The organism is Chitinophaga filiformis (assembly GCF_900102545.1).
GTDB lineage: Bacteria > Bacteroidota > Bacteroidia > Chitinophagales > Chitinophagaceae > Chitinophaga > Chitinophaga filiformis.
The window spans coordinates 102,813-121,073 of record NZ_FNBN01000002.1; the positions used below are offsets into that span (position 1 = coordinate 102,813).

Annotated in this window: 4 protein-coding genes; all 4 read right to left on the reverse strand. The window is 46.4% G+C overall.

Annotation, left to right across the window (positions count from 1 at the left end):
- Nucleotides 1-27 precede the first annotated feature (27 nt).
- The 4 genes from BLR32_RS07260 to BLR32_RS07275 all read right to left on the reverse strand — a co-directional run bounded on the left by BLR32_RS07260 (nucleotide 28) and on the right by BLR32_RS07275 (nucleotide 18,250).
- On the reverse strand, nucleotides 28-3,519 hold the full coding sequence (locus BLR32_RS07260; RefSeq protein WP_089830132.1) for a hypothetical protein: 3,492 nt from the start codon (nucleotides 3,517-3,519) through the stop codon (nucleotides 28-30).
- Nucleotides 3,520-3,567: 48 nt separating this feature from the next.
- Nucleotides 3,568-9,138 carry a PA14 domain-containing protein gene (locus BLR32_RS07265; protein WP_089830134.1) on the reverse strand — a complete coding sequence of 1,857 codons (5,571 nt, stop codon included), beginning with the start codon at nucleotides 9,136-9,138 and terminating at the stop codon, nucleotides 3,568-3,570.
- A gap of 485 nt (nucleotides 9,139-9,623) precedes the next feature.
- Entirely contained in the window at nucleotides 9,624-10,286 is a 663-nt protein-coding gene (locus tag BLR32_RS07270; RefSeq protein WP_089830137.1) for a hypothetical protein, read from the reverse strand.
- Between the two features lie 5 nt (nucleotides 10,287-10,291).
- Nucleotides 10,292-18,250: an RHS repeat domain-containing protein gene (locus BLR32_RS07275; protein ID WP_089830139.1), complete on the reverse strand. Its 7,959-nt coding sequence runs from the start codon at nucleotides 18,248-18,250 to the stop codon at nucleotides 10,292-10,294.
- Between the last annotated feature and the right edge of the window lie 11 nt (nucleotides 18,251-18,261).

An 18,261-nucleotide genomic window follows, 5' to 3' on the forward strand; every position in this document is an offset into this window, starting at 1 on the left:
TTATTTAGCGCAGTATTATGTTATCTATTACTTTATCAGGGCACTCCTCGATTCCTTGATCATCTTAATGCCGCTTTCTGTTTCCTTCTTCAACCTGATGAGCGTTCCATCATCATCATACTCATAGAAAGTGGCATAGTTGTTCTCATCCAGCTCCGCCATCATACGGAGGTCTGAAGGACTGTACACAAAGGATCGCATATTGGCATTGTAAGGATGGATACGCAGATCATCCAGGTATACGGCAGAAGTTTCCGTAGCCAGGAGTGTAACAGACAGCGATGTAGCATCTGCAGGCAGGTCCACTACCTGCTCATAACGTTGCCAGCCATCGATGGTCCCTCCCTTCGGATTCGCGGTCACCGTTGTAACGGTTGCCCCTCTCTTCACCGTGATATTCATCTTATTACCTGTATAGGTAATGCCTTTACAATCCTGCTGTTCCTTTACCCAGGCACTGATCACGATCTGTTTACCAGGCAATGGCGAGTATACCGGCAGAATAGCATCCTTGTTGGTGCGTATACCACCTAGTACCTGTCCTGTCGTTACACAGCTGTTCGTTTCCTTATTGAACGACAGATTAAACGCAGTACCATTATCTGCCAGGATATCAGCACTGATACCTGCACTCTGACCCGCGGCTATGCGCAGGCTGTACTTACCGGTGTGCGACTGTAAAGAATCGAGGTTATTCCTGTAACCGGAAAAATCAAAGCTGCGGCCAATACTGCAGGAAGTGTCGCAGTAAGTGCTACCAAAGAAGTAGTCTTCAAAGCCCTCATAAGCGGCCTCCCTGTAACGGCTGTTCTGCACCACCGCTACTGCCAGTGCATCGTCAAAACCATAAATACCGGCATTGAATCTTCCCAGCGGATCTTTGTTTTCCAGCTCCAGCCCCCTTTTATTAAATAGGGTGCTCTCGCTGTTCCATACCCAGCGACTCTCATCATATTGTGGCGCTATACCCGTACCATTCAACTTCCAGAAGGATTTAAAGTTCTTAATAGTACCGTCTGTCCGCAGGTTCACCGTCTGTGCAGTACTATTTTCCGTTCTTGCAGCATAATATGTATAGCTCCTTTGCGGACGCCAGTTGCCCATCAGGCTGTAAGCATACGGATTCACACTGGTATCAGTCACCGCGCTGTAACAACTCAGGTTATATGGCGCCAGTTTCACCAACACATCAGCCTCAATAGGCTGCATACAGATATCTGAATAGATAACAGCATGATAATTTCCTGCACTGTTGACTGTAACAGGAGAAAGCACAGGATTCTGCTGAGGGCTCGTAAAGCCGTCCGGACCTGACCAGGCATAAGTGATAGCAGTAGTAGGCAGGTTAATGATATTAAAAATGATCCTGTCTCCGATACAATATTCCGGTTTGTCTGTCTTTGCCAGTTCCGCAGTTTCGAAGTCTATTATTTTCAGTGTCTGTACAGCTGCACTTCCACACTCATCTTCTACACGTACATCATAGTTCTGATCTTTCATCAGCGTATAAGCGCCGCCGGAGGTAGCAGTACTGAACCTGCCGGTAGTATTGGTTGCCAGGTAAGGTCCGGTAGCACCTTTCCCCTGTGCGGCAAGTTTATAGGTATACACCCCTGTTTTTATTTTACTGCCGCCGATAGCATTGGCCTGGATGGTACCGGAATTGTCCGGCTGCCCGGGACAGATCCATCCGAGGGAATTATTCACATCGATGATCAGGGGCTGATATTTGAAATTAATGTCCTTAAGCGTCACACCATTTCCATAGGCACTAAACTCCTGCACCACTGTAGGGTACGCCGATACACCAATGCGATAGGTTCCTTCAGACGGCAACAACAGGGTATCGCCGGATGTGACGATCTTCCTGTCAAACCCTACAGCCCCAAGGGGGCCTCTGAGGATCTGGAAATAGGCCTTTTGCTCGGCCCCCTGGTACATCGCTTTACCAGTAGGTACGACGGCAAGTCCTGTACAGGTCTGGGCAGTAACAACATTCCAGGTATAGCGATAAACGTCATTTTCTGTTACTGTTACCGGCATATCATAAGTACCACAGGTATCTGTAAGCCTGAACGTATAGGTACCCGGATAAAAGTAACGCCTGGGATTATCGTCACTGATGGATACAGCCACGCTGTTAGGCCGCTCTGTAGTAACGGTATAGGAAAAAGTATAGGTAGATGGACTTATCAGCTTTATATTCAAACCTGTAGGCAATGATCCTCCTGTTTTGCTGAAAGCAAAAGTGATGGCCCCATCATTGCCGGTCACACCTTCATTCGGCTGCAGACGAATGATATATGGATTGGCAGGAGGCGCTGCAACATCCAGGATAAAATTATCACGCAGCTTCGCACTATCTGCAGTCACCGCATTAAACGCGTAATTGCCAAACGGTACGTTTTTAATCAATCGCTGCGGCTCAGGCGTCTTCAGCGTATCATACCGCATTGCATTAGTAGAAGTATTCCTTAAAGTGATGTAAACAGGATAACAAACGATTCTCGTCGTATCGATAAAATACCCCGCATTGAAGTCTTTACTGCAATTATATTCGGAATAATTGCTCATGGAAGGCATTGGTATTACATATGGAATAGCAACCTCGCCTCCGCAGGGAGTTTTGAAATAGTACATCGCCGTATCTCCATAAGTACTGGCAAAGGTCTGTCCTGCAGGCAGCGTAATCGTATCTAAAGCGCCTATTGCCCTGTAAGGAGTTTTTGCCCCGCCATTGTACGACACAGCAAAAGTCAGCGGTGTAGCGCCCAGAAAATAGAGCGCATACGGACTACTGCTCACACTACCGGGCGATTTAAAGACGATCCTGTTACAGGTATTCCTGATCATCAGTGGCTGTATAAAGTTCAGGTCACCCGCATTCAATTGTCTTAATTCAGTGATGCTGACCGTCTGTGTAGAGGCAGCAGCACTACAGGCGTCCGTTACCGACAGCGTATAATCGCCGCCCCACAAACTATCGATCATGAAACTGGTAGTGGCCGTAAAAGTTTTCCGTCCTGTATAAGCAGCAGGTGCATTGGTGATGGTCACGGTGTAAGGCGTCTTACCATCGCTGAGTGTAACATATGCCTGACCGGTGTTACATTGGTACAGGGACACCTTGTTCTGTGCAACTGCCGCTTTGAAGGGTACATAGCTCCCCGGCACCGTTACGTTGACCGTAGCAGATACCTCCTGGCTGTTACAGATCCCTTTTGCCACCGCTCTATAGTTGCCCGCCGGTACATTTTCAAACACGGAGGAAGTACCGGGAGCGACGGAATATCCGCCTGCCGTCAGCGGTTCCAGGCTGTACAACATATTGCTGACATTACCTGCTCCTGTGCCTGTAAAGGAAAGTGTGATCTTCCCGTTGGCAGCACAGGTAGAAGCCTGCGCTACCGCACTGATACCCCAGGAGGTACATTGTGCATTCACAGCGCTTGTTGTCCACAGCAGCGCCGCCAGCAGCAGAACGAGGTATTTATTTTCAGTTATTAATGTACGTTTCATAGTATCACAGATAAGGACTGTTACTGACTTACTTTTTTAAATAGATGATCAATTAGCGCAAACCGCTTTCTGTTTCTTACGGTCTGCCACCTGCCAGTCCTGTTTATATTCTGTTACACTGGCTTTGATGACCTTTGAGGTTTCGTCTATGACCAGCTTCCAGGTCGTTCCACTCTTTACTATCGGATTATTCAGCATGGTGACGGTTCCTACAGGAACATCCATGTTTCTCCTGCCAGAGCGTACCACCTTCAGCGACACATCATTGCCCGTAAATGGCGTACCATTGCCATCCACCAGGTAGATATCCGGAGTGCCTCCCGCCTTAGCATTGGCATCCACCGCATACAATGTGCTGAACGCCGGGAAAGAGGCGATCTCCGGTGAACAATCTGCCCCGCCTGTCTTCACTTTCGACGCCACCAGGATCTCATCTCCTCCGTAGAAATAAGTAGCTGGAGTAGCCTGTCCAAGACCACTGGTGATCTTTCCTTTGCTGACATAGATATCGTCCAGCACCACATTCAGGTTCTTATAAGCGCCGCTCATGCCTTCATAAGCCCAGCCTGAAGGCCACAGGAACTGGTATACAGGATCATCGAAAAGGTTCTGCGTACTGCTCAGTATAACGCTTCCTGTCTCACTGTTGTAAGCAAGATTGCGGACCGTCACCTTGCTGCCCTTATCAGTAACCACGCTACTGTCCAGTATGCCATGACGGTTAATCACTTTGGTTACTGCCACAGATCTGAACTTCACCTCTTCACGCTGTGCAAGGTTCCAGAGAGTAGGTATGATCATAATGGGAGGAATACCAAAAGAGAACAATTCCGTGTTCAGGTTAAAGTTATTGGCATTGGTAACGCTCTTATGTTCACGCATGTCTGTCATTACCTCTATATCCTCCCCGATCACTGCTGCAGTATCGACGGCGCCATTAGGCGCTATCGTGGTGACAGTATTCTTCAGATGCCTGAAAGTTGCGGCAGGATCGTCCTCCCTGTAGAAAAATGTTGTTGAAGCAACAGGATTATCAGGATCATTCTCGGGGTATACGGCCGTTGACCTGGGTTTACCATGCATGTCATTCAGCTCTATTTTAAAGCCCTGGCTTACCGCTACAAAATGCCGGGCATTAATACGCAGGAAATTGGCCAGTGCAGGCTTAAAACGCTTCTTACCATCTGCCAGCAGGGTCATGTCTGTAATGACCGGGAATTCATAATTCGTGTAAAAGCAATATTCCTGGTAGCCATTGGCAGAGCGTACACCTGTACTATTAATAGAACGTACCCTCACTTTGCGATAGCCCACTGAAGGCGCCGGGAAGAACGACTCACCTAAAGGATACTCCGTATACCCCAGTTCCACAGGGGCCAGTACAGAAGCCTGTTGCGTATATTCTATCGGCTGCCGCCATGGATTCTCATCTCCTCCCAATGTGGGCTCATAACTCGCCACACCGCTGCTGATCGTTTCAACGCCTGCAGCAGTCGTCAGCTGGGTTGTATACTGATATTCAGTACCATAAACAGATTCCTTCTGCTGGGTCATCTTAGTCCAGTTATCATAGATCCTGATCCTTTTCACACGCAGGCCACCGCCGAACTTCCTGTATATCGGACTATTCAGGCGCACCAGCGAGCGTAGTGTATCGATCGTTTTCATCCAGCCTTTCGCCCGGGCAGCAACATTATAGGTAGCCAGGGTATTAGTGACGTTGTCAGCCTGCGACAACAGGATCTTGATCGCATCACTCAGGTCTACATTATCGCCTACATCGGAACCGGGATATGCTTTGGAAGGAAGGTTCAGGCGTAAGTATTGCAGCGCAGTCTGTGCCATCGGGCTGAATATGCTCAGTGGATCTCCTACATCACCATGGGCGTCAATAGCCCTCACCTTGAACCAGATAGTTGACCCATTATTGAAGAATCCATAACTATCATCCAGCGTTGCATACACCGGTACATACTCATTTCCTGCACCGAATTTATCCGAAGGCACCTGTACCGACAACTTAAAGTAGATCTTCTCCATACCTTCCAGGTAACGCCTGTACAGCTCTTCATTGCTGCTGACTGGTTTGGGTACATTCACGGCCACATACAGATAGTCGGTAAGTCCATACAGTGAATTACTCAGATCACCCGTTGCTGTCGGTTTTGAAGCGGAAAGACCAGCCACATGGAACATCTGTGCAGCACGTTTGTTCTGCACATAAGCATATTCATCACTTTCATAGTCAATCTTCATATGTGCTCCTGAAGGCAGAATGATGGAATCCAGTGTCCAGGCAGCCGCATTCTTTGCCATCTGAGCACTGTCTCTCAATGTATAAGGATATTCGCCGTTGTAAATAGGATTGTTGGTAGTAGCGCCGGGGTTCTGCAGATTATCCTTGTAATTCCCCCAACGGTCATATGCCTTCATATTATAAGGCGGGTTGAAACTATTGTAAGCAAACACATAAGGGTTACGCTTACCCTTGTCATTACCATTATAGGTAAACCAGATACGTTTGAGCGTCAGTTTACCTGTGGTGTTTATCCCTCTGTTGGCGCCGGGACACAGTTCATAGGTATATTCAAAATGTACTGTCTTCACGGGTCTGGCCGCGGTATTATACTTCTGGAAATCAGCCTTATTATACAGGTTGATCTCTTCCAGCTTCTTGGTCACCCGCGCAGACTGTTTAGCCCCATCTTCAGTAATGGCGAAGAGATCATCCCTGTCGCTCAGCTTAAAGGTAGCGATCATGTTCTTCGACTCAATAGAGTGCAGGTACCACAGCTCTTTATCGCCTGCCACATAACTGCCTTTGTCATCCCTGTTATCTGTCAGCAAGCCTTCGCTGTAGCTGGCGCTATCATTAGCCGGTGATCGCCATTTATAAGGGTTCTTAATACCTGCTACCTTGGTGTAATTAAATTTGATCGCATTCCCCGGATCATCATCAGAAATACCATCTCCTGTGAGGTCAGTATAATCAGGCGACAAAATGCCTGTCAGCAGGAAGCTATGTGCATAAGCCGGGATCTCTTCGCTATTGAAATAATTGTCGTTGCCTTTGTTATTGTTGATGGTATTGTCAACGCCAGCTGTATACTTCACCAGCCCTTCCGCACGTTTTCCCGTACCTGCAGCTACCGAGAAAGTAAGATCCCGCTGTTTCAGGTTATACACAGGAATACCATATACATAGCGTCGTCCGTCGGTATTCAGTACATCTATCTCAGATATATGATCTGCCTTACGGAAATCGTTCACGCGTTTTTCCTTCGACAGATTAGCACCTACCAGGAAAGTATCTTTAACAGGCATCAGGTAAAGACTTGCCGTAGGCACCACTACTTCAGCAGTAGCCAGTGGCCGCCATTGCAGTTTCATGATCACATTACCACGCGCCTGGTAGTATTCTGTCTTAATATTATACAACTGATCCGCCACCAGGTTGACCCAGGCAGTATCCTTTGTGTTAGCATGGTCATTCCAACGGTCAATGAGCAGTGTATCATTGAGGTATACCCTTACGCCATCATCACTGTTGGTACTAAAACGGTAACGGCCGGTAGATGGCACTTTTATTCTCCCCGTCCAGCGTACAGAGAAATCATTATCCAGCCTCGCAGCACCGGAAGGCAGGTTTTGATTGAACTCGTCTTTATTGCTAAAATTGATGGTAGCATCCGTTCTTTCGAAGAGTTTTGTTTCGAACTTTCGTCCTTTGAAATACTCGCCCTTCAGTCCTACACCGTTGCCATCCACATCATCAGGGAAAGTATTACCACAGTTGCCAATGCTATACACATTACGGGCATAGTTGTCGATGTATTTAGACAGACCGGCAACGCTGGCTTCCGCCGCCGTCAGATAAGAAATGACCTGTCCTCGTTTGTCCCTTTCTGTTTTATAGACATTCGCCGATGACAACTGTTTATTACCGGCGAAACGTTTGTTCTTATATATGTTCAACCTGTTGGACGTCTCTATCACGGAGCTGCTGTTACCCGCCTGATAGAGATCTACAGATACTACATCCTCACCGCCAACAGCATCATAAAAGGCCCTGGTATTGATGGTCTTCTCTCCGGGATTTCTGAAGTAAGCGCTTTCAAACAGCTTATCCGTCTTCCTGAAGGCGATGGTGGTAGCCAATGGATTCTGTTCCGTCCAGGGTCCACTCTGTGAATATGCCCTGGTAATACCTAAATCCACACCTGCATGTGCAAGACTACCCAAACCAATGTCAACGCTACCACGGGAAGAGTTATCTCTTGTCTTTACTGCATGATCATATATAAACCCGATATCGCTACGATAGGCGCGGAACATTCCCCCGGTACCTTCTCCCGAAATGGAGAATACATCGTAAGTATAAGACGGCACTGCGATATTGGGTACCGTTGGTTTCTCCCGGTAAGCAATTTCCTTTTCCCGGTTGTAATCCAGTAAAGCGCCTTCATTACCATTAGCAGATTGATAGTTGAGATAGCCATATGCCGGCAGCGCAGCACGTTTATCATCAGGTGCAATTCTTTGTTTGGATACATATCCGCTCACATAAACACTGGGATGTATTACCTGTGCTTCCCAGCCCACCTTCGCGGTATAATTGTACAGTGTATTGGTAAACGGCATATTGATAGCCGGCGTGAAAGACGGATGCGCAAAAGAGATATAGGAAGCAATGTTGGAACTCTGTACGGCTGCCCTGTTTTTGTCGTCCATCGTATATTGTCTCAAACCGGCTGAAAAGGTCAGCGCTTTCAATCCCTCCCTGGAGTTATACCCCCATCCCATAGATACACTACCACTCAGGCCACCATTTGTTCTCGCCTGTTCATCAGCGAACTTATATCCCAGTGATCTGCCAATGGTTAGTCCTTCCTGGGAACTGTTTGTAACAGACAAGCCGGTTGTAAACCATCCCATACTGTTGGAACCAGCACTGATACTGGTATTGACACTGGTTTCCAGACCAATACCCTTATAAGAGTTATGCAGGATACCCAGGCTGGCGCCTGCACCGAATTTTGCATAATCGCTTAATCCGACGATCTCCACATCAGCGCCCACGGTGACGCCTACTGTCCGGTTTTCTTTCACGGATGCCATCTTCTGAATGGTATCCCTGCCGTTAAAGTCGTCCGGTAATCCGCGCATATTACGGGTAATAGCGCCTGGGTTAATATTCCATCCAAGGCCTACCCAGCTGGCTTCCTGGTCCATGGAAATCCCGCTGTTATAGCCGATAGCCAGGGGATAGCCACCTACATCCATCAGTGGAATGCTATAGGAAAAATCTCCTGTGAACAAGTCGACCATGTTATCGCTGTTCACGGAATGAAAGGCCCGGCTTTCCGGCTGTCCGGGACCGCCAAAGCCGGCTATATCCTTCACTTTCAGTGAAGACGCCGTGCTGGCTTTAGCAAGACCGGGTGTGTACGTATTAACTTCCTTTACAGCTATAGGGGCTGATCTCCGCCCGGTATAACTGCGGTGATCTGCACGCCGTGGCGCAAACGCGTAGGCGGGCAATACTGCATCACAATAAAGGAGCATAAGCATCGTGATCGCAAACGCTCTCTTATGTCTGGCAACAATCTCCAGTATCATTTAATGTATATTTTAGTATAGGAAAAAGCGTTCCTGGTTCCTCCGGAGAAGAGGAATCTCGTATAGGTCTGATAATGCCCGCAGGCTTATTCTTTTATTATAATAAAATGAACCGGACTATAAATGATGTCACACATACACTTATCTGGCTGGCATTGTCGGATAGGGATAACTGATTTCATTGATAGAACTTTTATGACTGATTATTGGTTTACGTGCTACTTGAAAGAGTACTATTGTCTGTTGTGATATCAGATTGTGGTTACGTTCTCACTGTTTACTGCTAGTTGGGCAACATTACTCTGGTGCGGTGCCTCTTAATTGTCCTCTGTATTCGTTTTGTTGCAAACTGATCTAGGTTGTAAACGTACGGACAATAATGTAGATTTCAAAACATTTAAAAAAAATATCCGGTATGCCGGGCCTCTGCCATGCATACCAGATATTGGCAACAATTTCACAAATATAAACTGGAAGACAATAGCTTAATGAAGCAGTCGTCTTGCGATTCTGTAATTAATCTTTACATCATCCTTTAGATCTACCTTCAGGTGAGCAGTATCTGTCTTTATTAATGACATCTCCCCTCCTGCTATCTTATACTTGTTGAGTTTGTACAAAAAGGTAGTATCATTTATGTAATCAGGCGTATCAGTAGTTAAAAACGTTGAACTTTTCTCATCTATCCAGACTAGGCTAAAAGAAGTCCGGACATCACTATTAAGCACTTGCTGAGACTGGAGATTCAGGACATACACGGATAGAAGATTATTCATTCCAATTAACGGTAAGATTAAAATGCTATCGTGTACAAGATAATAGCTGGATTGCCTGAATGAATCTCCACTTATGATTCCTACTGATGTATCAGGGAATACTACGTCCGAATAATCAAAGTACTTAAAACAAAACTCCTTATAAGCATTCGTATGATTCAGGCGGTACTTCAGGCAAATTTCTCCATCTTTTTCCTTAGATGCTTTTAAATAAAAACTGGAGTCCTTTGCTTCAAGTTGATCAGGACTATCCGCCTGCGAAATCATCCCCTGTTTCTGCTCCTGGTCAACTTCCGCATTAGCTGGTTTCGTCCCGCTTTTACAACTTAAAGAAGCAAACGTCAATACTATATACAAAACTATCATCTTCATACTAATTACTGATTTACATCTTTTTTTACCGCTTCGTACCTTTCATTCTGTTTGGTCAATTCGGCTTTTTCAGCATTCAGTTTCTCAATTGTTTCCGTATTCCAGATATGCGCTTTAAGCATTTCATCAATCTGCGCTATTCTGGTATTATTACTATTTATTTGATAATCCAGACTTCCCACAAAACGTTTCCTGAAATCGCCCATTTGTTTTATCAATCGCGAACCATAATTGTTATTATTCGTTTTTGTTTTCTCTTCAGTATCGTCTGCGTTATACGAGCCATGCCCCGTCTTATTTCTTTCCTTCTCAAATTCAAAATATTTGCCCGTGTAAAACGCTTTATCTATATCATCTGATGTAAATGCTGGTTGTTTTATCAATTCATCTGATGCCGGCCATTTCCTTGCCTTACGTTCAAAATAATCATCAATAGAACCTTTCCACTTCCCGTTATTGGAATAATCTTTAATCTTCCCGTGCTTATTTTTAATTTTATAATCGCTTCCGAGTGTCATCACACCAAAAAGATTATAATCCCCTCTGTCAATGGCATCCTTACCATATAGAGATTCAATGCTCGCCTGTGCCATCACTAACAATGCGCCCTGCCCTGACGCCCCTTTGGCTTTTGCTGCATCGTAAATATCCAGGGCTACAGTTATCAGGAACTCGTGGTGCAGGGGATCCCCAGGCCCCTCTCCATTGTCATCAATAAGCCTTATTGGATTGTCATACGCGTACACATATGGTGACCAGTCAGGATATTCCCTGCTCCTTGGATCTAAACTAAGGAATCTGCCAATTCGCGGATCATATATCCTGGCTCCGAAGTCCACGCTATTTCCCTCTCCTTTGATTTCATTATCGTTCTCCTTCCCGTTAAAACCATACCGGTATTTGTCATTACTGCTGCTCCGTCCTGGCATCCCCATTCCAAAAGGATAATATTCGTGCGTAGACAGCACATCCGCCACAAAATAACTAATGCTGGTGCTATCCGTAGAAATTCCTTTCTTCTTATCTGATATTGTTGCCAACACATTCCCCAAGTAGTCCGACAGCTCAAAGAGCTTTTTGCCACGCACAAAACCCATACCTATCCCATTGCCCAAACCTCGTAAAGCGACTACGTCCAATGGCGAAACGTTCTGCACGTCAGTATTCAATATACCAATCCCCAGGCGCCTACTGCCATACAGATGTGTCTCTGTTTGTGTTAGATCACCACTATTGACAGCACTATTTCCCGTGGTATATGTACTCATTACATTTCCGGAAGCATCACGCACATACCATGTCTGTACGCCATTCACGGTCTTACTGATGCGATTAGCCGCCACATCATATGTATAATTGATAGTCGTGCCGTCGGTTTTAGTGATGGTTGCAATCTTACCATATACATTCCAGGTTATGCCGCTAATTCCCGCGGCAACATCCTTAATAAGATTGCCTATGCTATCGTAGGCATAGTTGCCGGTTGTCTGGCCATCAATATCTACATCATAATTAGCCGCACTTACAGTATCTCCTATAAAATCCAGCTGATTTTTGCCTGCTTTATAGTTATAGGTAAGATTGTCCATTGCCAGTGGTTTGCTGGCAAACGTATTGTTGCCATTCCGAATGTAAGTTAAGATATTTCCGTCTTCATCGTAGGTAATACCTTCTTTGAAGTCCTGTATAGCTGCGGGCGTCCACTTGTTGGTTGTTGTATTTAATCCCCGTACTTCCTGCATTCCCTTAAGGCGGTTTAACACATCATAGCTATAGATAGACAATAAGGACTCTCCCATATCCGGAATATGACGACTGACTGCCGCAATATTTCCATTATACAAAGGCTTATACCCAGTGCCTTCAATTGAAGCAAATGGCGACAGGCTTCCGATCTGGCTATAATCCCTGACACCGTAATAATACAAGCTATAACCTATGGCATCTCTTGCCACCGCACTACCCGCTACACCATCTTTACCCATATCTGTACTGCCCCCGATCGATGTTGTATTCACGCCTTTCAGCCATCCCTGCAATGTGTAGGCATAATCCATTCCCTGCACCTGCTGTTGCCCCAATACCATCCTTGCAAGCCCGCCATGCCTGTAATACTGATAATACGCATCATTCTCCCAATACACACTATCCCTGCTGGTCTCTACGTTAATCAACCTGTTCTCCGCATCATACGTATACCGATGATAAAACGCATCCGCCTGTGAAGGCTGATACGCCACCTGCTTCACATTCCCGCTGATCAGATCATATTTGTAGACGATCTTCTTAAACCTGTTCCCCGCATCAGCCATACCACCCACCTTATAATCCTGCAGGAGTGTATCAACATTTCCGTGTATATCATAACTGTAGAAAGTAGCAGCGGTATAACGCCCTGCGCCAAGTTCCGTAGCATTGTCATACACCGCCATCCACGCTATCCGGTTACGCAGATTACGGGCAGACAATACCAGCTGTGATAGTGGCGTATAAGCTATATCATATGTCGTTTTGGTAATCTGAATGCAAGTCTTCCTTGCACTTGAATAGAAATGCTGCAGCGTTGACGGATTACGGGTGAGATTGTCGTTCACAATAGTATTGCTCCTCAATTGGCCAACCTCCGTTATTCGGCCCAATGCATCATAAAATGTATAACTGTAATCCTTTCCTACCCGCTGTTGCGCATTCTGAGATAATACCACTCTTCCCAGGTTGTCGTACCAGAACTTGGTAATACCTGCATCCGGTGTTTGCTGTTCGACAACTTCATTCAACGTATTATACCTATACTGCGTAATCTTCTTATGTGCAGGCACCTTTACCTGCCCTGCAGCCCTTGCCGCTTTTACACTATTCACCCACGTAGAAGACCTGTCTATCACCACACCAGCCGGTGGCACTGTCTTCACCAGGTTACCCGCCTGATCGTAATAGAACAATGTATAATGATACTCACTCGTGTTGTAACTCACCGTAAACACCTCCCTGTTCGCCGCCAGCAGGCCGGTATTGATATAGTCCTGACCAAAGCTGCCCAGTAATGAATCACGGTAAGCATTGTATAACTCCGTTCCTTTACTGATAGAGAAGAAAGCAGTATCAGAACAGTTATTTACTGTATTCACATCCGTCGACGGGAATACAGGTGTTGATTTTCCGCATAACAATGGTCCGTCATACGCCCCCGGCGGCGTCGTAGGCGGCGCACTGCCACAAATGCCGGAAACAGCGCCACAATTCGCCTGATAGAAGCTATCTATCTGGGCCATGGTATAGTTAGTACCCTGACCGAAATTCTCGTTGAAGTAGATTTCAAACTCATTACACCTGTGCGCCCTGTAAGTAACATTCAGGTAGGGCGGTTTAGCGCTGGCATTAGTAGTGGAATTTGACCAGAACACAAACGCATTACGCGTCTGTGCAGGCTCCGAACTCAATCGCATGATCAACCCGTAATCAGTACCACTACGGGAAGCCGTATACATATCCCTCACCAGGTTGGTACAAACCTGGTTCAGATAATTGGCGCTGCTCTGTGTGCTCGTGATCGGAGGTATGGTGAGGGTATTAGCAGCTACCGTTCCAGGTTGCGCCGCCCATGTCGTCACATTGGCCACTACAGGTCCCAGTGAACGGGAGAACAACAGACTAATGGTGCCCGGATTAGCAGCGTAATGCGACAGCGTACCACATACCAGCTCTCCACCTGCAGAAGCGGGTTTCGCAAACAGGTTCATATCAGCATAGGTGATATTGGCGCCCTTCGCAACTCTGGCAAAGTTGAACACAAGGTTGTCCCTGAAAGTAAACCATACACCACCATTCGTCCATACCGCTGCTCCGAGCGTCAATGATGAAGCGTATGCTGTGGCCCTGGTACTCAGCAGGTGGGTGATCCTGAGCGTCGGCGCTGTCTTATTCACGGTAATAGAATCGCCCAGTGTAGCGGGATACAGGTTCAGGAAGTTGTTCTTAATATTAGTGATCGTGTTACAGGTAGCTGTTGGTTGTGGGGCTGCCGGACAATCATTCTTAAACTTCAGATATTCCCAGGCCTGTTTATTAAAGCCCAACTCATTATTCATGAAATTGGCAAACAGCTTATTCTTCTTTTGCTGTGTAGTATCCCCTTCCTCAATAGTCGGTGTGATACCCGGGAACTTAGCAGTAAATCTTGTATACGCATTATTCACTGTACCACAAGTCACACATGTCTCACCGGTATAACATTGCAATGCAGGCGGCAGACTGATGATCTTTGTAAAGTAAGTACAGCTGCTGGTAGTATTACATGCATTCAGCAATTGGGTGAGATCAGCATCCGTCATGTTGATCCCCCTTGTACGGGACAGATAACCGGCAAAGCCCCCATCTGTATCAGTATTATACTTAAGATACTCTGCGCGGAGATTATTCAGCTTACGGCATTCACAGGTATCCGGTTTGGAATATACCGGCTTGTTACCATAAGCGATCTGCTTGTCGTATGGAGCAGGCGCAGTGATCACGTAACCATTACAATCCACACTGTTGGAAATACCCTGTTGCGCATTAAACTCTTCCAGTACCTGCTGGAAGGTTTTATAAGTATAAGTACTGCCAGGTCTTACAGAACTCGATCCCATCGGATGGGAAACATCAGATCCCTCCTTACACACCTCCACTAATCTCGGGATGAGTATATTCAACATCGCCTGCGTGTATTTGCAAGGCGCCAGTTGCTGTACCCAAGCCTTGGCATAGGCATTACAATTGTCTTCATAATGCCTTTTCACAGCATTATTAGCAGAATCTGATGCTGGTCCTGACGCCCCGGTATTATTCAGATATCCGAGTCCATTCTGTCCTAAGGCATCAGTGGCGTTGTTAAAGTTGAGCTGCTTTCCGGCAGCGAGCAACTGTGCCGCTGTCGGGTTAGACACACCCGAAGGACAAGTCGCATTCTTTATCTTATTATCGAGGATGGCCCTTTTCGCAGACAGGTACAACTGTCTGAAGTTACGCCAGGCCATATCCAGATCACCGGTACACAAAGCACTCTCATTAAACGGTGCCGATGCCGATGCATAAGCAGTCACACAGGACGCATTATTGCCATCACATTTTACCGTAGCAGTAGCCGTACTCCACATCGTTAATATCGAACTACCTGAACCGCCGTTGTAGTTGGTCAGCTTCGCCTGCAGGGCATTGAACATCTCCGTGCTTTCCAGCGACAAAGGATCTCTATTCGCCGTCACTATCGGATAAGGGAAGCTGCTTTGTCCGGTGGGGTTCAGATACCCCTTCGCTTTCGCTTCGGCATAAGTGTCTACCTTCTCAAAATCTCTGTCCCATGTATAACTAGCCTGATGCTTCTGGAACTCCAGCCATTTACAATACTCCGGATGGAACTTCAGCAATGCCGGCGCCCACGAAGCTTTGAATTGGTTAGCAAACTGCTCAGGCCTTAATCGCTGAGGGATGACGTAGGTATTACTAAACTCGTCATATGCCAGATCAGGCTTGCCTGCTTCGTCCAGGTACGTAACCGTATCACGCTTATAAGGCGGCAGTGTATTCTCATCCGGCTGATAAAATATGGAGTAGATATTCAGCGTATCCTCCGCATCCGCATACTGACCGGAAGGCGCTGATACATCCAGCAACAACGCTGTCTTCACATCAGTAGATTCAGTTGCCTTATCACATAAGGCCTCACAGGCAGCTACCGCTTCCGCATATGCCGCCTGCGCCTCTCCTCTATAGGTGGCACTATCAGCAACAGCGATACCGGCCGTTACCATGTAACGGTTCCGGAAATTATCCCAGGTGCCAATGCTATCCTGACACGCAGCACAACTTGGAACACATTGTGTATTCGCCAGGAAATCACGTTGTTGCTGTACAAACTGCTCCAGCGTAGTACAAAGATTCTTCTTCATGAAGATGCTATCCCTGTAGTAAGCCATCGCCTCTCTGTTAACAGTCAGGCGCTTGGTGATCTGGTAATTACCTCTCGGTAAACGCAATGTGAAAGCTACCTGCAAAACCGGCGGTGTATTACAATCCGCCACAATCGTTCCTGTATAATTGCGGATGATCGTATCAAAGGGTTTTCCGCCCAGACGCAGGTTATAAGCGTCATCCGTAATCTTTATTTCAAGATCATACAGCGCAGTATAACAAACAGTATTGTTATTACAATCCTTCTTCTGCAATACCGGCGGTGCCAGTGAATACTTAAACTGATAATCGCCATCTATGGCTACCAACTGACTCTGGGTATTCTCCATCACCAGGTCTTTGATCACATTACTGTTCAACCTCGACAAAGTATCTGTTACCGGGAAACTGGTGTTCGAAGAAAGGTTATCCAAACTGGCGCTATCCGGTGTGCCTGCTAAAGCTGTCGCCACCGTACGACCATACATATCCAGGTAGGTAATCGCATACTGGCCATTGGCATCCTGCACCATGTTCTTAAAGTAATGACTCTTGTCGCCAGCCTCCGTACCAAACAACACATCCAGATCATTATCACCAGGTGTACCATAGTAATACCTCGTTTCATGATTGCTGCCAATCCTGTACACAGGGCCTAATCCACTTTGCCTGCTGATCCTCCCTGTGTTATCCTGTGTATATACTGTTTCAGTAAAGGCAAAGCCTCCCGCATCCGGGATGAACTGGTTTACACCGTTGTTCTTATCAGGGTTGTTGGCTGAATAATACTGGTTTGCACCAGTTGCAGATGACATCTGATTCGCCCGTGCCGTCAGATATTCAGACGGAGCATTCAGCTTGTCGTAGTTAGACTTATCATATTCAGCGCCATTCAATGCACTGTTAAAACGAGGCGCATACTTGATCACCGAATTTATCGAAGGAGCAGGCATCACTTGTATGGCCGGTCTTCCCTGATAATCATAAAAGGTCTCTCCTACCGTTGTCTTATTCGTGGTATTATCTTTTGTTACCACCTGCCTGCTGCGCAGACTTCCATCATAATACGTAACAACTGCTTTTCGCTTTCCTTCCTCCGCATAATTCACTGTCATCTGCCAGTTCATCTTTCGCTGGTGACCAGTGAAACTGTAACTTCCCAGTCCGCCGCTATAGTCAGAGCTCCAGGCCGTCTCTATCCTGCTTACATTGCTTTTCTGTTGTACCGCTCTGACCCTGAAAAACAGGAGGCCACCATTATCGTACAACAGCGGAATACGATAAGTATTATCAGCGACAGTTACACGCGTGGCATTGTTCCTGAACAGCAATACCGGGTTAACAGGATTGCCATATTTATTGCTGGTATAAGCAGAAGAATCCACATATGCCCATTCCAGGTCATATACGTCGGCACCTGCTGTAATAGGCCAGCTGACAGTCAGTTCATCTGTAGAATCAGTATTGGGTGCACTGACAGCACTGATACTTTTAACGGCATCATCCGTACAGGATAGTTTGTATACAGGAGCAACCTGCATCTCATTCTCCATTACCAGTGCATTCAAGACCCTGGCAGCAGCGGTAACAGAAACACTGAGCACTTTCACCGTTACCTTGTGTGCGTTACCAAACACAAAACTACTCCTGTTGGTATAGCTTCCTGCAGCATCATAGTTAATGATGAAACTCTTATCGACAGAGTCTATCGCAAAGTCAGGCCTGGTATAGATCAACCGGGCATTGACAGTAGCAGTGAACTGCGCAGGCAGGTATACATTGCTGTATTCATTCACCTTAAAGGTGACGATATTTTTTACCTGGTAAGGCGTATCCAGTTTACTGATCAGCGTCGGATTAAAATAAAGGCTGTCCTGAACAGTGGCAACAGAATCTTTCGCTAACTGGCCTCTGCTACCGTCCAGTATATTTCTCAATATTCTGACAGTACCGGTTTGCGCAAAGCTGTTGCCTGCTGCCATCAGCAGCATCAACACCGTCAGCCATAAAGCGCTCTTTCTTGGCAAAGAATGCATAATATCTTATT